Origin of the sequence: Ensifer sp. M14 (assembly GCF_003355565.1) — a bacterium.
Lineage (GTDB): Bacteria > Pseudomonadota > Alphaproteobacteria > Rhizobiales > Rhizobiaceae > Ensifer.
Map to the genome: position 1 here is coordinate 15,285 of NZ_QJNR01000004.1, position 19,462 is coordinate 34,746.

The window sequence follows — 19,462 nt, forward strand, 5'->3', positions numbered from 1 at the left end:
AGGTCGGGTTCGCCCGGCCTTTTTTATTGCCCTGACGTCATCGGCGGCGGACAAATCCCCCTAGGAACCGGCGTCGGTCCAAGTCGGGATTGAGCAGCGACTTCAGAATGTTGCGCCGTCGCCAAGGCGCCTGTTCGGTACGCCGTCCTGCACGGCATCGATCCCAAAATGCGGCGCAGCCTCCAAGATCGGCCTATCGCATTTCACGGTTCTGCTGCAGCGCCTGCCATTCTTGCCAAACGCTTTCGGCTTTTGCCTGACATGCTCGTGGCAAGGAACGTTTTGCGACAGCCCGCGTTACCTATTCAACGGCAACGACGTGGAGGTTTTGAAATGAAAGGCATCGTTCTCTGGCTCATGGGCGTACCCCTGATCGCCATCATCCTGCTCTACATGTTCGTGTTCTGACGGCGCTCAGGAAAGCTCAGACGATCGGCGAGCCGAAACGTTCTAGCGGAAGACTTAATTTGTAGTTGCAGGCGTCGAGAATTGCGCCTTAACGCAACCTTAAGATTTTCCCCCTAGATTTGATAGCGCGATGATGGACAATCGCAACGCTTAAATCCCCTTTTGAAACCGGCTCATGCCGGTTTCTTTTTGGCCGGTCGTCTCGCCGCCGCTGTCAGACCTTGACGGCCTGTTCGACGAAATCCTCGCTTCCGAAGAATTTCAGATAGCGCTGCACCTCTGCCGCGTCACCTGTCGCCTTGCGGGGGTTGTCTGACAGTTTGACCGCCGGCCGGCCGTCGGCATCACTGACCTTGCAGACGATCGATATCGGGTTGAGGCCCCTGATCTCCGTCGGCGCGCAATCGGCAAAGTCATTGGTGAGGTTCGTTCCCCAACCGAAGCTCATGCGCACGCGCCCTTCGAAATGCCGGTAGGTTTCGATGATCGTCTCGACATCGAGGCCGTCGGAAAAGATCAAGAGCTTTTCGCGCGGGTCTCGCCCCATCTTCTTCCACCAGGCGACGATCTTCTCGCCGCCTTCTATCGGCGGGGCACTATCAGGGCGAAAGCCGGTCCAGTCCGCCACCCAGGCAGGCGCATCGCGCAGGAACGCGGCTGTGCCGAAGGCATCGGGAAGCACGATCAACAGATTGCCGCCGTAGAGCTGGTTCCAGTCCTGCAGCACCTTATAGGGCGCCTGGGCGAGTTCGATGTCGTTACGGGCGAGCGCTGCTGCCACCATCGGCAGCTCGTGCGCGTTGGTGCCAAGCGCCTCCAGATCCGTGTCCATTGCCAGAAGGACGTTGCTGGAGCCGGAGAAGGATGCGCCGATGCCTTCCTTCAGCGCCTCGACGCACCAGCGCTGCCACAGGAAGCTATGGCGCCTTCGGGTGCCGAAGTCCGAGATCCTGAGGCTGGGATACTGCCGAAGGCGCTCGACCTTCGACCACATCTTCGCCTTGGCGCGGGCATAGAGCACATCGAGCGTGAAGGGACCAAGGCCCTTCATCGCCGAGCGCGAGCGCAGCTCGTTGATGATCGCAAGCGCCGGGATCTCCCACATGGTGGTTTCGGCCCAGCGCCCGCGGAAGGTCAGCTCGAACTGGCCGTCGCGTCGCGACAGCTCGTAATCCGGCAGCCGGAACTTTGCGAGCCAGGCCAGAAACTCGGGCGAGAAGATCTGCTTGCGGCCGTAGAACGAGTTACCGGCAAGCCAGATCATTTCCTTCTTGGAGAACCGCAATTCGCGGGCATGGTCGAGCTGCTCGCGCAGCTCATGCTCGTCGATCTCGTCGGCGAGCCGCACGGTCTTGGTCCGGTTGATCAGCGAGAAGGTCGCGTCCACATCCGGATAGAGCTTCCAGATCATCTGCAGCATCAAGAGCTTGTAGAAATCCGTATCGAGCAGGCTGCGCACGATCGGGTCGAGCTTCCAGGCATGATTGTAGACGCGCCTGGCGATATCGGTCTTGGTCATCTCAGGAACTGCTCCTCCTGCAGCGCGGCGCGTTCTGTCATACGCGCTAAGATCGCTGCAACACTTTGAATGACTGCATGTTTCCTTAAATCGAAGAGGATCTAAGGAAACATGCAGCAGGACGGGCTAAAGCATCCGCACGCCGGCTTGCCGCATGCGCGTGATCATGGTGGAGAGCGAACCGTTGAGATCGATACCCCTGGACGCATCGAGCACAACCGAAGTCGAAAACCCTTTCGCGACGGCGTCGAGCGCGGAAAAGGCAACGCAGAAATCGGTCGCAAGACCACACAGGGTGACGCTGTCGATACCGCGGTCCCGGAGGTAGCCGGTCAAGCCGGTCGGCGTCAGGCGATCATTCTCGAAGAAGGCGGAGTAGCTGTCGATGCCGGTGCGAAAGCCCTTGCGGATCACCAGTTCGGCACGCGTCCATTCCAACGCCGGGTGAAAATCAGCACCTGCGCTGCCCTGAACACAATGATCAGGCCAAAGCGTCTGCTCACCATAGGGCATCGTCACCGTTTCGAACGGCGCCTTTCCCGGGTGGACGGAGGCGAAGCTCGAATGTCCGTCGGGATGCCAGTCCTGCGTCAGCACCACATGCTCGAATTTCCGGATCAGATCATTGACCACAGGCACGATCTCACCGCCGCCGGAAACGGCAAGCGCTCCCCCGGGGCAGAAATCGTTTTGCACGTCGACGACGATCAACGCTTCACCAGCCATCGCTTTTCCTTCGACCGGACCAATTCCTATCGATCACCAAAATCGATTTAAGTCCAAGATCAATCACAGATTTTGAGCGACGGCAACCCGCTTCGGGCATGCTCCGGCACGTTCCTCGAACGCAAAAGAAAAAGGGCGCCGACCGCGGTCGACGCCCTTCTTAAACTGTAGTTCGAATGGATCAGTTGCTGATGCTGTTGATGTTGTCGGCGATCGAGAAGCCGGAATTGGCGATGCCGACCGGCTGCGCAACAAAGTTCAGGAACTTCGAGAAATCGACCGACGGATGGCGCGATGCGTAGATCACGTCGCGGTTCTTGATCGGGAACGTCTGGCCGACGATCAGGCTGTCCGGCTTGCTCATGTCGAAGCGGTAGACGATCGGGTAACGCCCCTGGCTGTCAGTCTTCATACCCTTGCGCAACATCTCGTTGAAGCGCTCGCGGCCGAGAAGGCTCATGACCACATCCGGCTCTTCGTAGCGGAAAATGAAGTAGCCCTTCATATCCAGCGCGTAGTCGGAGCCACCGCCGGCCAAGCCCATGGCTTCCAGCAGATTGAGATCGTTGGCGCCGAACTCGACGCGCTGATTGGCCTTGACGGCGCCGAGGATCGTGAAGCGGCGCGGATCGCGCGCAACGAAGATCTGGTCGCCGGGCTTCACATGGATGTTTTCAGACGGGTTCTCGATGATCGACTTCAGGAGAACCGTGCCGGTCTTCTTGCCGCGCACCAGCGTCACGTAGGTCTCGTAGGGCTGAGCGACCGGACCGCCTGCCTTGGCGATGACCTCGTTGATCGTTTCGTCGACGAGGCTGAGCGGCACGACTGCGGACTTGCCGACGGCACCCGAAACGGTGACGTTGCGCGACGCGGTGCTCATGCTCGTGACGATGACGTCGGGCTCGACCGCCTTCTGCTTCAGCGCTTCCAGGATTGCCTGGCGCGCCTGCTCCAGGGTCAGGCCGGCAAACTGGACGGAGCCGACATAGGGAATGGCTGCCTTGCCGTCAGGCTGAACGACCAGATCGATGCTTGTCTGCTTGGAATCCTGCGTCGAGAAGAGACCGTCGCTGCCGGCCTCGAAGATCGACACTTTCAGGGCGTCACCGACACCGATAACAACGCGGCCGACGCCGCCGCCAATGCCGAACCGGCGGTTGAGCGTAGACGATACATAGTCGGACACAAGGCGTGCGGACTGGCCGCTCACGTCGACGATATCAAAGACTGTGGCGTTCTTTCGACCGATTTCGGCGCCGGATTGACCAGCATCCGCAACAATGGCTCCGGCCAGCGGCCCTTCGCCCGGAACAGCCTGACATCCCGCAAGTGCGGTAGAAAGCAGAAGGGCAGCTACACGTTTCAACTACGACACTCCGAATTCGGCACAGGTATGATTCTACTCATAGTTCTGCACCGCATGATTTCCCGGTCGGGAATCCGCCGGTCTCTGAAAAGCACAATAGCCGTCTCACAACAAGTCACTTGCAGACGAAGACAAGCAAAATAATTGGCCCTGCGCTTTTCCGGTCATACCTCCTACACCTTGCCGGGTTTGCCGCCCGATTTGTCTTGGATGAAGGTTCTTGGCATGTATATGTTAGGCCTTTGGACTTGAAAGCTAGGCACTTTAAGTTAAAAGCTGCCTAATGAGGCGGAACGAATATACGTGGGGATAACCCTGGGGCGGGATGATTGGCGGTTGCGTTTTCCGCTTGGAGCCGCAATCGCAGATGCAACTTTAACGTCAGCTTAGAGCGTTCGATCATATATGGCTGTTGAGATTATTGGGCGTGCATGCCTCGCCCCTGGAGCAGAATCGCCTTCGGCGTTGTTCAAACTTCTTCGTCAGGGCAAGTGCACAGTCACCAGCATCCCCTCCGATCGCTGGGACGTTGCACGTTTCTGGCACCCGGTCATGGGAACGCAGGGGAAAACCTACTCCTTTGCTGCCGGCGTGCTCGATCAACTCTATGATTTCGACCCGGCCGTCTTCGGCATGTCGCAGCGCGAAGCCATGTATATGGATCCGCAGCAGCGCGTGCTCTTGCAGCTTGCCTGGCGTGCCCTTGAAGACGCCAATATCTCCACGACCTCGCTGCACGGCGAGAATGTCGGCGTTTATATCGGTGCATCGAGCCTCGACCATGCCAATCTGACGGTCGAAGATCCGGCTGCCGCCGGGCCGTACTTCATGACCGGCAACACTCTGTCGATCGTCTCCAATCGCATTTCGCACATTTTCGGCTTAAGCGGCCCGAGCATGACCGTCGATACGGCCTGTTCCTCCTCGCTCGTCGCGCTCGATCAGGCGATGCGGGCGCTCAACGCCGGCGAGATCGATACGGCGATCGTCGGCGGCGTCAATATTCTCGCCCATCCCCTGCCGTTCGTCGGTTTTGCGCAAGCGCGCATGCTGTCGCCCGAAGGGCTCTGCCGCGCCTATGACAACGATGGCGCGGGCTATGTGCGCGCCGAGGGCGGCGTCGTGTTCGTGTTGCGCCGCTCTGACCGCGCCCGCAAGGAAAAAGACCGGAGCTACGCCCGGATCGTTGCGTCGGGCGTCAATTCGGCCGGCCGGACCAACGGCATCTCCCTGCCTTCGCGCGAAGCCCAGGCAAACCTGCTCAGGGCGATCTACGAAGGCAACGGCATCGATGCCAACCAGGTCGCCTTCGTCGAAGGTCACGGCACAGGCACCAAGGTCGGCGACCCCGCGGAAGTCTGGTCCATCGGCACGGTCATCGGCGCCAACCGCCGGGCACCGGTTCCGATCGGCTCGATCAAATCGAACATCGGCCACACCGAACCGGCCTCCGGCCTCTTCGGTATGATGAAGGCGATCCTGGCGCTCGAGAACAACTACCTGCCCGCATCGCTGCACTTCGACACGCCGAACGAACATATCGATTTCGACGGCCTGAACGTGCGTGTCACCGCAAGTCCGATCGAGCTTTTGCGCGGCAAGCGCGCCCGGCTTGCCGGCATCAACTCGTTCGGTTTCGGTGGCGCCAACGCCCACGTGGTCATCAGCGACCCGGAGCCGGTTTCCGAAGACAAGATCAACAATCCGCCGTCGTCAGGGCATGTCTTCCTCGCAAGCGCCCACACCGCATCAAGCCTTGAAGCCCTGCTGAAGGACTACAAGACGCGTTTTGCCAACGCGTCCAAGGGCGAGATCCGCTCGATGGTCGCGGCTTCCGGCGCCAACCGCACCCATATGCGATATCGGTTCGCAGCCCGCAGCGACCATCCCGAAGATATCGTGCGTGCGATCGCGAGCCATGTGGAAAAACCGGGATCGGATATCGGCGAAGTCGGCGAAGCGGTCACCAGAGATGCCAAGGTCGCCTTCGTCTTTTCCGGCAACGGCTCGCAGTGGGCCGGCATGGGCGTCGAAGCGTTCCGTGAGAACCTTCACTTCCGCCAGTGTTTCACCTCGGTCAGCGCACTCTTCAAGTTCCATTCGGACATTTCGCTGATTGAGCTTCTGACCGATCCCGACCTCGACAAGAAGCTGTCCGATACGAAGATCGCCCAGCCGCTGCTCTTCGCGGTTCAGGCGGCCCTTTCCGATTCGCTTGTCGCCATGGGCATCAAGCCGGTCGCCGTCTTCGGTCATTCGGTCGGCGAAATCGCCGCCGCCTATGCGGCCGGCGCGCTGTCGATGGTCGATGCCGTCTCGATCGTCGCCAAGCGGTCGCTGCACCAGGACCTGCTTGCCGGCCATGGGACGATGGCCGCCGTCATGCTGGGTGAAGATGCTGCACGCGCCTTTGCCGAGGCCCGCGGCCTCGACGAGCTTTGCGTCGCTGCCGTCAACGCCCATAATTCGGTGACGATCTCGGGCCCGGCGCATCAGATTTCCGCTTTCCGCGACGCAGCGCGCAAGGCCAAGATCCCGGTCCAGATTCTCGACATCAACTACCCCTTCCACCACCCGATCATCGACCGGGCAAAGGACGCGTTCCTCTCGGACATCCCGGACATCGCGCCACGACGCGCGGAAGTCACCTATCTGTCGACGGTAACGGGTGCTGCCCTCGACGGCACGCAGCTCGACCCGGACTACTGGTGGAAGAATGTCCGCGAGCCGGTTCGCTTCCAGGCGGCGGCAGAGGCGGCGATCGAGTTCGGCTGCCGGCTCTTTGTTGAGATTTCTCCGCGCCCGATCCTTTCTTCCTACGTCAAGGAAACGATCAAGCAAGCGGCCTCTCCGGGCATGGTCGTGCCGACACTGCTCAGAGATGTCGGAGAGACCGGCCAGGATCCGATTTCGGCCGCCATGGCGCGGGCCGTCGCCCACGGCGCCATCGTCGACACGACACGCGTCTTCGGCAAGCGCAATGCGGCGATCTCGCTGCCGAGCCTGCCGTTCGAGCCGGTCGAACTGCGACCGGCTGCCACCACCGACGCCACGGACCTCTTCGGCCGCACCGCAAAACCCTATCGCCTGACCGGCTGGCGCAGCGATCCGAACAGCGGCAGCTGGAAGAACCACATCGACGCGCCGCTGTTTCCGGATCTGGCCGAGCATGTCGTCGACGGCAAGGCGATCCTGCCCGGCAGCGGCTTCATCGAAATCGCCGTCGCAGCCGCGCAGCAGTTTTATGGTACCGACGAGGTCGAGATCACCAATCTGGAGATTGTCCGACCGCTGGAACTCAGCGACAGCCGCATCATGGAGCTGTCGACTGTCCTGTCGCCGGAAACCGGCGACATCGAAATCCGCTCGCGCGAACGGCTGTCGGAAGACGACTGGGCCGTTCATGCGGTTGCCCGGTCCCGCAAGCCGTTGCCCAACGAAGAACGACACCTGCCGTCCTTTGCCGGAATGCAGAAGACGGCAACCGTCGCGCCGGCAAAAGCATACGACACGGCGCGACAGTTCGGCCTCGACTACGGTCCGCGTTTCCAGTTGCTCGCCAAGGCCGCTGCCTATGACGATCGGTTCGTCGACGTCGAGCTGAAGAGCCCGGATAAATCCGGACATCCGCTGATCACCTACGCCCTCAACCCGATCTCCGTGGACGCCACGTTCCACGGCCTTGTTGCGCTTTTTGACCGCTTTACCGGCGACAAGAGCGGTGCACCCTATATTCCGGTGCGGTTCGGTTCCGTGCGCGTCGTCAATGCCGGCAAGCCTATCGCGCGCGCCACGATCGAGATCGAGCGTGTCAGCGCCAATTCGATCAAAGCGAAGTTCCACTTCTTCGACAAGTCGGGCGGCCCGGTTGCCTATTTCGAGGATTGCCGCTTCCGGCGTACCTATCTGCGCAAGCACAAGACGCTGGACGCCCTCTCGTTCCACTACGAGACTGTGCTTTCCGAGGCACTCCTGCCGACGGTTGAAACCGGCGTCCGCGCACCGGTGACGCTCGGCGTCACGGCGGCAGCCGATACCGGTATCGACAACACGACGCTGCTGTTCAACGCAGCCATCTATCGCGCCTGCCAGGAAATTGCGCTGAAGCTCGGCAAGGGACGATCGATCGTGCGCAGCGACAGCCTGCCTGGCGATTTCGCCTTCCAGTGTTTCCTGGCGAGCTGCCTCTACGTGCTCGAGGATGCCGGTCTCTGCGAACACAAGGACGGCGTCTGGACCGTCGCGCAGGAATTCAGCCTTCCGAGCGTCTCCGAAATCCTGCGCGAACTCTATGGCGAGCGCCCGGATCGCGCCGTCGAGGCGGTTCTGATCAATAACGCCTACGCCGAAGCTCTGGCGCGGCTTGATGTCCTGCTAGCGGCTCCAGCCGGTGGCGAAGCCGAAACCGTTGCCAATTCCAGCTTCATCAGCGATGCGACGCTCGATCATCAGGCCGTCCACTCCGAGGCAAGCCGCCAGCGCATGGCGCTCGTTCTCGACGCCGTGGAAGCGGCGCTGCGCGCGCAGCCAGCCGGAATGCGCCTGCGCATTGTCGAACTCGGCAGTGTTTCCGCAGGCTTCACCCGTCGCCTATCGGCGCTTTCTGCCAAACACGGTGCGAGCCTCAGCGTGGTCGAGCCGCGCGACAACGCGCAACGTGGCCTGGAACTCGCCTTTGAAAACGATGCCCATGTCCGCATTCTCAAGAAGGGTGAGCTTGCGACCCAGGCGCCGTTCGATCTCGCCATCAGCGCATCCGACCGCCTCTACGGTCTGATTGAAGACGATATCGACGTTCGCGCGGCGCTTCGCTCGACGCTCCGCCGGACCGGTGGTCTTGTCGCCGCAGTCGGTGCGCCGTCGCTCTTCAACGATTTTGCGCTCGGACTGTCGGACGGCTGGTTTGCCCGCAGCCAGGCAGCGGAATTCCCGATCGGCAATCTCGCGGCCGTTCCGCATTGGCAGAAATGTCTGGTTGATCTCGATCTTCGCGAGATCGACGTTACGGATCGCGAATGCGCCAGCGGCAACATCATCGTTCTCGAGGCTCGCGGCGTGGAAACGCCGGTGCCTGCCGAGACCGGTGCCGATGCTGCCGTCGCAGCAGTTGGGACCTATCTGCTGCTGCAGGTCGGCGTGCGCCAGAAAACGCAGCCGTCCGCGGGCGCCGTCCCGGTCAATCTGACGGGTGATACGTCCACGGATACGGCGTTGCTTTCCGATGCGATCGAGGCCTTCGGCGATCGACCCGTCCGGGCCGTCTTCCTGTCTTCGCCTGCGCCGAAGAGCCGGACAGACGACTCCGCCTCGCTGCAGGCCCAGGTTCTGGCGCTCAGCGCTGTCGCAGAAGTGCTGCGCCAGCATGTCGGCGATACCGATCCAAACGGCGACGCACGCCCCAGGCTCGTTCTTGTCGCGCCTGATGGAGCACCTGTTGCCGCCCGCGTCTCGGGTACGACGGCCGTAAGCTTCGGCACCAATGCCGGCCTTTGGGCCTTCGCCCGCGTGCTGCAGAACGAGTACGAGTTCCTCGACGTCCACGCTCTGGATCTTGCCGCAGACAGCGCGACGTCTGACGAGCAGAAGACTGCTGCAGCTCTTCCATTGCTTGCCGTTTCCGGCACCAATCGTGAATGGCTGCTGGAAGGGCCGAACGGATCGCTCTCGGAAATCCGCGCGGTTTCCGGTCCGACCGACAGCGCCCATGGCTCGACGGCGTCGTTCGACGCAGCCACGATCCGTCAGCGGGTCGCCTCTCAGGTCGGCAGCATCGTTTGGGAAGAAAGCAATGTGCCGACCGCGGGCCCAGGCGACGTTGTCGTCAAGGTGGCTGCCACCGGCCTCAACTTCCGCGACGTCATGTGGGCCATGGGTCTTCTGCCTGAAGAAGCGCTCGAAGACGGCTTTGCCGGTGCGACGATCGGCATGGAACTGTCCGGTCACGTCGTTGCCGTCGGCCAAGGCGTGGACGACCTTTCGGTCGGCGACGCCGTCATGGCGATCGCGTCCGCGGCGTTCTCCACCCATGCGGTCGTTTCGCGCGCCGGTGTCGCCCGGTTGCCGCACTCGGTCAGCCCGGTCGCGGCTGCCACCGTACCGGTCGCGTTCCTCACCGCCTACTATGCCATGGTCGAACTCGGCCGCATCCAGGCCGGCGAAACGATCCTCATTCATGGTGCGGCCGGTGGCGTCGGCCTCGCAGCACTGCAGGTTGCCAAGCTGAAGGGTGCGAGAGTCATCGCCACGGCCGGCACGCGCGAGAAGCGCCGCTTCCTTTCGATGCTCGGCGCCGACCATGTGTTCGATTCGCGCTCGCTCGGCTTCGTCAACGACGTGCGCGCCGTGACCGGTGGAGAAGGCGTCGACCTCGTCCTGAACTCGCTCTTCGCCGAAGCGATGGAGCAGAGCCTGGCGCTGGTCAAACCGTTCGGCCGTTTCCTCGAACTCGGCAAGCGCGACTACTACGCCGACAGCAAGATCGGCCTTCGGCCGTTCCGTCGCAATATCAGCTACTTCGGCATCGACGCCGACCAGTTGCTGGTCAACGCGCCGGCCCTGACCAAGCGCATCTTCACCGAAATTGGCGCGCTGTTCGAGGACGGCAAGCTGACACCGCTGCCATACCGTGCCTTCGACTTCGACGAAATCGGCAATGCGTTCCGCCTGATGCAGAACGCAGGCCATATCGGCAAGATCGTCGTGCTGCCGCCGGTCGCCGGCAAACACCAGGTCGCAACCCGGCCGCGCGGTGGCGTCAAGATCGACCCTGAAGGCATGCACCTCGTCGTCGGCGGCATCGGCGGCTTCGGCCTGGCCGCTGCCAACTGGCTTGCCGACAAGGGTGCGAAGAATATCGCCCTTTGCTCGCGGCGCGGCCTTGCGGACGCGGAAACGACGGCGATGATCGAGCTTTGGGCCAAGGCCGGCATCGCGGCAACGGTTCATGCCTGCGACATCACGGATGCGACGGCAGCCGACAGCCTGCTTACGGAATTGCGAAGCATTGCGCCCCTACGCTCCATCGTTCACGCAGCGATGGTGCTGGACGACGCGCTCATCAGCAATCTAAATCGCGAGCGCAACCGGCCGGTCATCGACACCAAGGCAAAGGGTGCCGCTGTTCTCGATCAGCTGACCCGTGGCGACGCGCTCGACAACTTCATCCTGTTCTCGTCGGCAACGACGCTGGTTGGCAATCCCGGCCAGGCGAACTACGTTGCTGCCAACGGCTACCTCGAAGGTCTTGCCCGTGCCCGGCGCGCCGAAGGGCTTGCCGGTCTTGCGGTCGGGTTCGGCGCGATCGCCGACAAGGGCTATCTGGTACAGAACACCGACGTCAACGACCTCTTGGCCAAGCGCATCGGCAAGACGGCGCTGAAGGCGCAGACGGCGCTCGACATGGTGGAAAGCCACCTTGCCGGCGACCCAGGCACGGTCGACGCCGCCGTCGTTATGATTTCCGAGATCGACTGGTCGGCGGCCCGCAACCTGCCGGTCGCCCGTAACGCGCTCTTCGAAGTTATCCTTCGCAGTGCCGATCAGCATTCGTCCGGCGGCGAAGGCACCAAGATGGACCTCGTCGCGATGATCGAGGGCAAGTCTGCGCAAGAAGCCGAGGATATTCTCTTTGATCTGGTCGCAGGCGAAATTGCCGCGATCCTGCGGGTCTCGAAGGATACGGTCACGCGCAGCAAGGTCTTGAAGGAAATCGGCCTCGACAGCCTGATGGCCGTCGAACTCGGCATGAGCTTCCAGCAGAACACCGGCTTCGACATGCCGCTCAGTGGCGTCGCAGACAACACGACGGTTGGCGACGTCGCTCGTAAGCTCTATGAAAAGGTCAGCAAGCGCGACCAGGGCGACGACAGCGACGGTGCGGACGACAAGTTGGTCACCGAACTGGCGCAACGGCATATCGGCACGGCAAAGGAAAAAGCACAGAGCCAATGAGCACGAACGGAAACGGTCCCGGCTCATCCAAGATGACCAGCAGCCTCAAGGAGAACCTGCTGGACCGGATGAGAAACACGCATCAATCCTCCGAGCGCAACCGCATGGCGCGGTCGGAGCGGGAGATGCCGCCGCCGGCCCGCCGGCAACAGCCCCGTTTCGAGGATCTGCCGGAGTACAAGCAGGTTCAGACCCAGAAGTTTGCGAGCGAACAACTCGGGATCGCCAACCCGTTCTACCGCGCGCATCAGACTGCGGCAGGTGCTACCACCGTCATCGACGGCCGCAAGCTGATCAACTTTGCGTCCTATGACTATCTTGGCCTCAACCGGCACCCGGAGGTGCTGGCAAGGGCAAAGGAAACGGTCGAGACCTTCGGAATCTCCGCCTCTGCCAGCCGGCTTGTCGCCGGCGAGCGGCCTGTTCATGTCGAGCTGGAAGAAAAGATCGCGCGCTTCTACGGCGTCGATGCCGCCGTCTGCTTCGTCAGCGGCTATCTGACCAATGTTGCGGCCATCAGCTGCCTGATGGGACCGAAGGATCTCGTCGTCCACGACGAGTTCATCCACAACAGTGCGCTCGCCGGCATCAAGCTTTCCGGGGCCACGCGCCGCCTGTTCAAGCACAATGACGCCAGCGACCTTGAACATGTGCTGCGCACGGTCTCGGGCGATTATCGCCGTATCCTTGTCATCGTCGAGGGCATCTACTCGATGGACGGCGACGTTGCCGATCTGCCGGCTCTCCTGAAACTCAAGGCCGAGTACGGCTTCTGGCTGATGGTCGATGAGGCCCATTCCCTGGGGGTCGTTGGCAAACATGGCCGCGGACTTGCGGAGCACTTCGGCGTCGATCCGAATGAGATCGACATCTGGATGGGCACGCTGTCAAAAACGACGTCCAGCTGCGGCGGCTACATCGCCGGCAGCGAAGCGCTCGTTGCCGTCCTCAAAGCGTCGGCTGGAGGCTTCGTCTACAGCGTCGGCCTGGCACCGGTTCTGGCCGCGTCGGCCGCCGCAAGCCTCGACGTGCTTGCGCGCGAGCCGTCGCGCACCGCCGCCCTCAGGCGCAATGGTGCGCTCTTCCTGAAGCTTGCCAAGGAGGCGGGTCTGGACACCGGTCTCAGCAGCGGCTTTTCGGTGGTGCCGGTTCTGGTCGGCGATTCACTGCGCGCGGTTCAGCTTTCCAACGATCTGCTTGCGGCCGGCGTCAATGCGCTGCCAATCATCCACCCGGCGGTTCCCGAAGGGCTTGCGCGGCTGCGCTTCTTCATCACCAGCGACCATACCGAAGAGCAGATCCGCAAGACGGTGACCCTGACGGCGGAGCGCCTGAAGGATCTGACCGAACGCAACTTCGGCCTTGGCGGCATCGATATCGACCAGATGATGAAGGCGCTCTCGGCGCGTTGACGAAGCGCAAGCGCCCTCCAGGGGCCGGATGCCGCGAGCGGAAAGCAGCATGACCCATGTGATCATCACCGGCGGCTCCAGCGGCATAGGGCTGGCGATCGCATCGATCTATGCCAGCCGCGGCGCGCGCCTCTCGCTGATCGCGCGCTCCGCCGAGATCCTGAAACAGGCACAGGATGAACTCGCCTCGAAGGCATCGACAGTCGGGGACATCCGCATCGAGACGGCCGACGTTGCGAGGGAGGACGAAGTCACCGCTGCCATCCATCGCTGCGAAGCCGCATTCGGACCCTGCGACATCCTGGTGACCTCAGCCGGCGTCGTCGAGCCCGGCCGGTTCGAAGAGCTTGGCAGCACCGCGTTCCAGCGGCAGATCGACACGAATTTTTCCGGCACCGTCCATGCGGTGCGCGCCGTCTACGCCGGAATGACGCAACGCGGGCGCGGAAAAATCATGATGATCTCTTCCGGCGCCGGCCTTCTCGGCATTTACGGCTACTCCGCCTACTGTGCCTCCAAGTTCGCCCTTCACGGCTTTGCCCAGGCGCTGCGCTCGGAGGCACGCGGGCACGGCGTAAACGTCTCCGTCTGCTTTCCGCCCGACACCCAGACGCCGCAGTTTCAGCGCGAACTTGCCTTTCGCCCCATCGAGGCAGCCGCGATCATGGGTACGGTCAGCCCGTGGCCGGCAGAAGCGGTTGCCGGCAAGGTCGTCGACGGCATCGAGCGCGGGCGGTTCGAGGTCTATTTTGGCCTCACGCTTTTTCTTCTCGGCCGCTTCGGCCCGGCTGTCAGACCGGTTCTCAACTGGTGGTTCGACCGCACAATCGCCCGCAGTAGCGGTGGAGTATCAAAGCGCGGGCGGTAACGGCGCTTGTGCGCGCGAATGATAGGTTCTAAGTCTCTGACCAATCCCGGCCCGCATGAAGCAGCGCCGGCGTGCAAGAAAGCATGAAGGTTTCCGCTTGGCGTTGCTCCCCTTTCAATTGCACGATTATCCGATAACGCTGACGATCTGTTGTTTCATCTTGTCCTGCGCGGTGATCTTCTTCACCGACCGCTTCGCACTGCCGAAACGCGAGCGCCGGGCAAACCCTTCCCCCTTCGGACGCAAACAGGACGTCATCGATGTCCTCGCCCGCTTGCCCGTTATCGCGCTGGTGTTTGCCGGCTTCTTTGCTGGCTCCTGGCGGCCGCTCTATGCCGCCGCCGGCACGATGAGCTTCTTCATCATCTTCACCGGGATTTCGCGGGCCAAGTTCAAGTTCATCCGCGAGCCGCTGATCTTTTCCGACATCGCCCTCGTCGTCGATGTCTTCAAATACAAGACGATCTTCTATGCCAGTTCGCTGAACATCGTGTTCTGGACGGTCGCATTCCTCTATGTCTTCGGCGTCTCTGGGCTCTACCTCTATTTCGAACCGACGGTTCTGCCCGACCGCGGCAAGGCGTTCTGGATAATGGTGATGGTGGCAGTCGCTGCCGGCCCCTGGCTTCTCCTGTTTTACGGCCCGGTGAACCGGCCGACGGCGTCGCTCGTGCAACGGCTCGTCAAGGTGCTCGACGTCAAGATGAACACGGTGCGCTTCGGCACCTTCGGCTCGGTCATCTTCCGCTTCATCATCTGGCTCGGCGTCAAGCGCGAGAAGATCGTCGCCGAACTCTCCGAAATCGTGCGGGCCGCCGTCCAGGACCTGATGGGCGACGACGGCTCGCCGCTGATCGTCGTCTGGCAATCGGAGTCCTTCATCGACATGCGGCATTTCGGCGTCGACACGCTGAAGATGCCGGCACTCGACCGGTTGCGGCGCCAAGCCGCGCAATGGGGCCGCCTCAGCAGCGTCTTTGAAGGCGGCTATACGCTGCGCACCGAATTTGCCGTCATCAGCGGCCTCGTGCCGGACGATATCCACGTGGATGCGAGCTACCCCTATCTGCGGGCATCACACTATTCCGATGTCGTCTGGCCGGGAAAGATGAAGCGCGCCGGCTGGCACACCCATTTCATACATCCTTACGACCGTACCTTCTTCCTGCGCCACAAGGCGATGCCACAGCTCGGCTTTGCCGAGTTGACGATGCTCGACGGGTTCGACCACGTTCCCGCCCGCGATGGGCCCTACGTCTCCGACGAAAAGCTCGCGACCAAGGTCATCGATGCCTGTGAGAAGCTGCCGGACGACACGAGCGGTTTCGTTTTCGTCGCCTCGATGGCGAACCACGGCCCGTGGGAGCCGGGCCGCGTTGGCGACCTCACTAATCCGGTGGAGATCTACCTGGCGATCCTGGAGCAATCCGACGCAGCACTGAAGCAGCTGACGGATCGTCTCGACAAGCTCGACCGGCCCGTCTGGTTCGTCTTCTATGGCGATCATGCGCCGCTCTTGAAGTCTTTCGCCGACCCCTTCCCCGATCCGCGCACGGACTATTTCATCGTGCCGCTCGCCAAGGCCAAACCGGCGCAACAACGCCCGGCGGAACCTTCCGACGTCGCGGCCTGGGATCTCATCGAGGCGTTGCTCAACCACGCCAACATCAAGAAGGGCATGCTGCGTTAGCGGCGGCGAGGCGATGGAAAACGCTGCGCTTCACACCGACGTTTCAGAAGAGCTGCCAAGCCGGCGGGTCTTCCTGTTCCTGCAAGGTCCGTCATCGCCGATCTTCCGTAAGATCGCCAACTGCCTGGAGAGCTACGGGCACACCTGTCTGCGGATAAACCTCAACGTCGGCGACCAGATCACTTGGTGGCGCAAGGGCGCATCCAACTATCGCGGAACATTTGCGGGCTGGCCCGCCTACCTTGAGCAGTTCATTCGCGACCGCAAGGTGACCGACATGATCCTGCTCGGCGAGGAGCGCCCTTACCATCAGGCCGCGACCGCCGTCGCGCGACGGGCCGGGGTCGCAATTGCCATCGTCGAGATGGGCTACCTCAGGCCTGACTGGCTGACGCTGGAGCGCGACGGCATGTCGTCGAACTCCCACTTTCCCGCCGACGCCGCCCATATCGTCGATGCTGCGAAGACCCTGCCGGAGCCGGATTGGCGCAAGCACTACAGCCAGACCTTTGTGGCCGATGCGAGCTACGACCTTCTCTACAACCTGCCCAATGTCTTCCTATGGTTTCTCTTTCCGCATTACCGCCGCCACGCGATCTTTCATCCGCTTGCCGAATATGCCGGCTGGATCCGCCGCCTTGTCGCCGGCAAACGGCGAAGTGCGCGAGCCGATGAGACCGTGCGTGCGCTGCTATCGGATAGCGTGCCCTATTTCGTCTATCCGCTGCAGCTCGAAACCGATTTCCAGCTGCGCGCGCACTCGCCGTTCCATAGCCAGAAGGTCGCGATTGACGAGGTCATGACCTCGTTTGCAGCCCATTCGGTTGCGGACACCAGACTGGTCTTCAAGGTTCACCCCCTCGACAACGACCTGATTGGCTGGCGCAATTTCATCGAAGCCAAGGCGGCGGCGCTCGGGCTGGCCGGGCGCGTGTTCTATCTGGATGGCGGTAATCTGGATGTGCTGGCAGAGGCCAGCTCGGGCATGGTCACAGTCAATTCGACCGCGGGTCTGCATGCGTTGAAACAGGGCCGACCGGTCAAGGTGCTGGGTACCGCGGTGTTTGACATTGCCGGCTTGACGGACCAGCAGCCACTGGACGACTTCTGGCAAGCGCCTGCTGCGCCTGACGCCGAGGTAAGCACTGCCATGTTCCGGCTGCTTGCCGCCTCGATCCAGGTTCGTGGCAACTTCTATTCGAAAGCAGGAACCGATGCCGGTGCGCAGGCGATCGCCGAGCGCCTGCACGAGAACACGGTCAATCAGCCGGGCGCCTACATTGTTCCGCCGCCACGGCGCAAGCCGCAGAAAAAACAACGGCCAGCCTCGCTATCCGCTTAGGCCAGCCGTCAGGGATCAAAACGTTTCCAGGGATCAGGCCACGCCTGCGCGCAGCAGGTCGTGAATATGCAGGATGCCGACGGGGAGACCGTCCTCGTCGACCAGGAACAGCACGGTCACCTTGTGATCCTGCATGAACTCCATCGCACCGCTTGCCAGAACATCGCCCCTGATGACGCGGGGGTTGCGCGACATCACCGCCTCGACGGTCTGCGCCAGCAGATCGCCCGACATGTGGCGACGAAGGTCGCCGTCGGTGATGACACCAGCAAGCTTGCCGTCCTCGTCGACAATGCCGACGACGCCAAACCCCTTGGAAGACATTTCGATGACCGCTTCGCTCATCGGGTGACCGACGCTCAGGAGCGGCACCTGTTCGCCCACATGCGCCAGTTCGCGCACGAGGCGCAGCTGTGCGCCGAGCTTGCCGCCGGGATGGAACGTCTTGAAATCTTCGGCCGAGAAACCGCGGCGCTCGAGCAGGGCGATGGCCAGCGCATCGCCGACCGCAAGCTGCAACATGGCCGAGGTCGTCGGCGCCAACCCATGCGGACAGGCTTCCTGAACCTTCGGCAGAACGATCGGCACTTCGGAGTTGCGGGCCAACACGCTATCGCGGTTGGACGAGATCGAAACGATCGGCACCTTGAAGCGCTTGGCATAGGTGAGCATGTTGGCGAGTTCCGCCGTCTCGCCCGACCAAGAGAGCAGGATCAGCACATCCTGCGACGTCACCATGCCGAGATCGCCGTGGCTGGCCTCGGTCGGGTGGACGAAATAGGCCGATGTGCCTGTCGACGCCATGGTCGCGGCCATCTTGCGGCCGATATGCCCGCTTTTGCCGATACCGGAAACGACAACGCGGCCCTGGCTTTCGCCGATGAGTTCGATCGCCTCGACCATGCTTTGGGCAAACGCCGTATCGGCGCCGAGGTGATCGGCGAGCGCCTTGATGCCGGCCATCGCCGTCGTCAAAGTCCGGCCGACCGACTCCAATGCAGCCAAACCGCGTCGCTCATCTGCTGATGCGTGTCTCAAACCCATGGTGTTTCCATTCCCGCAAAGACGTTTGCGCCGGCTAGAAGCGGCGTTTCTCAGACCTATTGCAGGCAGATAGGCGCTTTTTCTTGGCAAACCAAGCCGAAGTCATCGAGTTTCGGCAGGAAATCCCGCAAAGACGACGTTTTCGTCAGCCGACGCGCTTTTCTTCCGGCGCTTCGAGCGGCATCGACTTGTCGGCCGCAAACTCTTCAAGCGTCATGGAATCGAGAATCGAGGCCACCGCGTCGCGCACGGTGGTCATCGAGACGCGGACCTGACAGGTCTCGGGATCGTTGCAATCCTCGCAGACCTCATAGGCCGTGCGGCTGGCACAGCGGATCGGCGCGAGCGGGCCGTCAAGCGTGCGGATGACATGGCCGATGCGAATTTCTGCTGCCGGGCGCGACAGCGAATAGCCGCCACCTGGCCCCTTTTTCGAGCGAAGCATGCCGGCATTGCGCAATTCGAGCAGGATCGTATCCAGGAATTTTTTCGGGATGTTGTTACGCTGGGCGATCTCGGTGATGAAAGCCGTCTCTCCCGGCTCCAGTCGCGCGAGGTCGACGAGAGCCTTCAATCCGTACTTTCCCTTCTTCGTCAGCATTCCGGCAAGCTTCCCCTGCGGGCCCCTCAAAACGGGGAATCATCCGCGCAAACGCAATCTTGTTTTGGCATAGCACAAGAAACGTGCGGCCAACACACAATTGTCGCGCGGAATCAACGCAAAGCCTGATCTTTAAGCTTGCCCGACATGCGGGATACGGCCGCTGTCAGCGCTACGCCGCGGCCGCATCACCATGACGCTCGGTTGGCATCGTCTGGCGGGCGAGCAGATGGCGGATGGCCGCGCGGGCTTCGTCAGCCGAGCGGAACCGCTGCGCGTCCAGATCCCAGACGTGATACTTGACTGCGAGAAACTTGAAACGTCCCTCGTCCGGGACGACGACCCCGACGGCTTCGCCGCCATATTCGATAACCTGCTTGCTCATGCAAATAACGCTCCTTCCACACCAGAAGGCGCGGACATTTCAATTTCGGCAAAGGATGAATTTCGAGAGTTCGAGGATCACATTCGGCAGAGGCGAATGTGACGTTTCTTCACTGTTGCACGACAATGGGAACGCGTGCCGAAGAAGG

12 protein-coding genes are annotated in these 19,462 nt (G+C 61.9%); 6 read left to right on the forward strand and 6 right to left on the reverse strand.

Annotation, left to right across the window (positions count from 1 at the left end; all coding sequences use genetic code 11):
• The first annotated feature begins 168 nt into the window (after nucleotides 1-168).
• Nucleotides 169-408 carry a hypothetical protein gene (locus tag BLJAPNOD_RS35120; protein WP_147294513.1) on the forward strand — a complete coding sequence of 80 codons (240 nt, stop codon included), beginning with the start codon at nucleotides 169-171 and terminating at the stop codon, nucleotides 406-408.
• A 214-nt stretch (nucleotides 409-622) separates the two neighbouring features.
• Here the strand turns inward: BLJAPNOD_RS35120 and pncB are convergent, their stop codons facing one another.
• From pncB to BLJAPNOD_RS00210, 3 genes are all read right to left on the reverse strand, one after another.
• A complete protein-coding gene (gene pncB / locus BLJAPNOD_RS00200; protein WP_077502832.1) occupies nucleotides 623-1,927 on the reverse strand; it encodes a nicotinate phosphoribosyltransferase in 1,305 nt (434 codons plus the stop codon).
• Nucleotides 1,928-2,053: 126 nt separating this feature from the next.
• Nucleotides 2,054-2,653, reverse strand: coding sequence for a bifunctional nicotinamidase/pyrazinamidase (pncA, locus tag BLJAPNOD_RS00205; protein WP_077502833.1), 600 nt, complete (start codon nucleotides 2,651-2,653; stop codon nucleotides 2,054-2,056).
• 181 nt (nucleotides 2,654-2,834) lie between these two features.
• Complete coding sequence (locus BLJAPNOD_RS00210) at nucleotides 2,835-4,022, reverse strand: polysaccharide biosynthesis/export family protein (RefSeq protein WP_115418519.1); 1,188 nt, start codon at nucleotides 4,020-4,022, stop codon at nucleotides 2,835-2,837.
• A 405-nt stretch (nucleotides 4,023-4,427) separates the two neighbouring features.
• On the opposite strand from BLJAPNOD_RS00210, the gene BLJAPNOD_RS00215 reads away from it, so the two are divergent.
• From BLJAPNOD_RS00215 to BLJAPNOD_RS00235, 5 genes are read left to right on the forward strand one after another with little or no spacing between them, the layout of a single operon-like run.
• On the forward strand, nucleotides 4,428-11,972 hold the full coding sequence (locus BLJAPNOD_RS00215) for a type I polyketide synthase (protein ID WP_115418520.1): 7,545 nt from the start codon (nucleotides 4,428-4,430) through the stop codon (nucleotides 11,970-11,972).
• A complete protein-coding gene (locus BLJAPNOD_RS00220; protein WP_115418521.1) occupies nucleotides 11,969-13,384 on the forward strand; it encodes an aminotransferase class I/II-fold pyridoxal phosphate-dependent enzyme in 1,416 nt (471 codons plus the stop codon). Before BLJAPNOD_RS00215 ends, BLJAPNOD_RS00220 begins: the two co-directional genes overlap by 4 nt.
• A 49-nt stretch (nucleotides 13,385-13,433) precedes the next feature.
• On the forward strand, nucleotides 13,434-14,252 hold the full coding sequence (locus BLJAPNOD_RS00225; RefSeq protein WP_115418522.1) for an SDR family oxidoreductase: 819 nt from the start codon (nucleotides 13,434-13,436) through the stop codon (nucleotides 14,250-14,252).
• 55 nt (nucleotides 14,253-14,307) lie between these two features.
• Nucleotides 14,308-15,942 carry an LTA synthase family protein gene (locus tag BLJAPNOD_RS00230; protein WP_115418523.1) on the forward strand — a complete coding sequence of 545 codons (1,635 nt, stop codon included), beginning with the start codon at nucleotides 14,308-14,310 and terminating at the stop codon, nucleotides 15,940-15,942.
• 13 nt (nucleotides 15,943-15,955) lie between these two features.
• Complete coding sequence (locus BLJAPNOD_RS00235; protein WP_115418524.1) at nucleotides 15,956-17,284, forward strand: capsule biosynthesis protein; 1,329 nt, start codon at nucleotides 15,956-15,958, stop codon at nucleotides 17,282-17,284.
• Between the two features lie 33 nt (nucleotides 17,285-17,317).
• On the opposite strand, the gene BLJAPNOD_RS00240 is transcribed toward BLJAPNOD_RS00235, so the two are convergent.
• The 3 genes from BLJAPNOD_RS00240 to BLJAPNOD_RS00250 form a co-directional block, all read right to left on the reverse strand.
• On the reverse strand, nucleotides 17,318-18,328 hold the full coding sequence (locus BLJAPNOD_RS00240) for a KpsF/GutQ family sugar-phosphate isomerase (RefSeq protein WP_077502840.1): 1,011 nt from the start codon (nucleotides 18,326-18,328) through the stop codon (nucleotides 17,318-17,320).
• A 145-nt stretch (nucleotides 18,329-18,473) separates the two neighbouring features.
• Nucleotides 18,474-18,929, reverse strand: a complete 456-nt coding sequence (locus BLJAPNOD_RS00245) for an Rrf2 family transcriptional regulator (RefSeq protein WP_053248737.1) — start codon at nucleotides 18,927-18,929, stop codon at nucleotides 18,474-18,476.
• 172 nt (nucleotides 18,930-19,101) lie between these two features.
• Nucleotides 19,102-19,314 carry a hypothetical protein gene (locus tag BLJAPNOD_RS00250; protein ID WP_077502841.1) on the reverse strand — a complete coding sequence of 71 codons (213 nt, stop codon included), beginning with the start codon at nucleotides 19,312-19,314 and terminating at the stop codon, nucleotides 19,102-19,104.
• Nucleotides 19,315-19,462 lie beyond the last annotated feature (148 nt).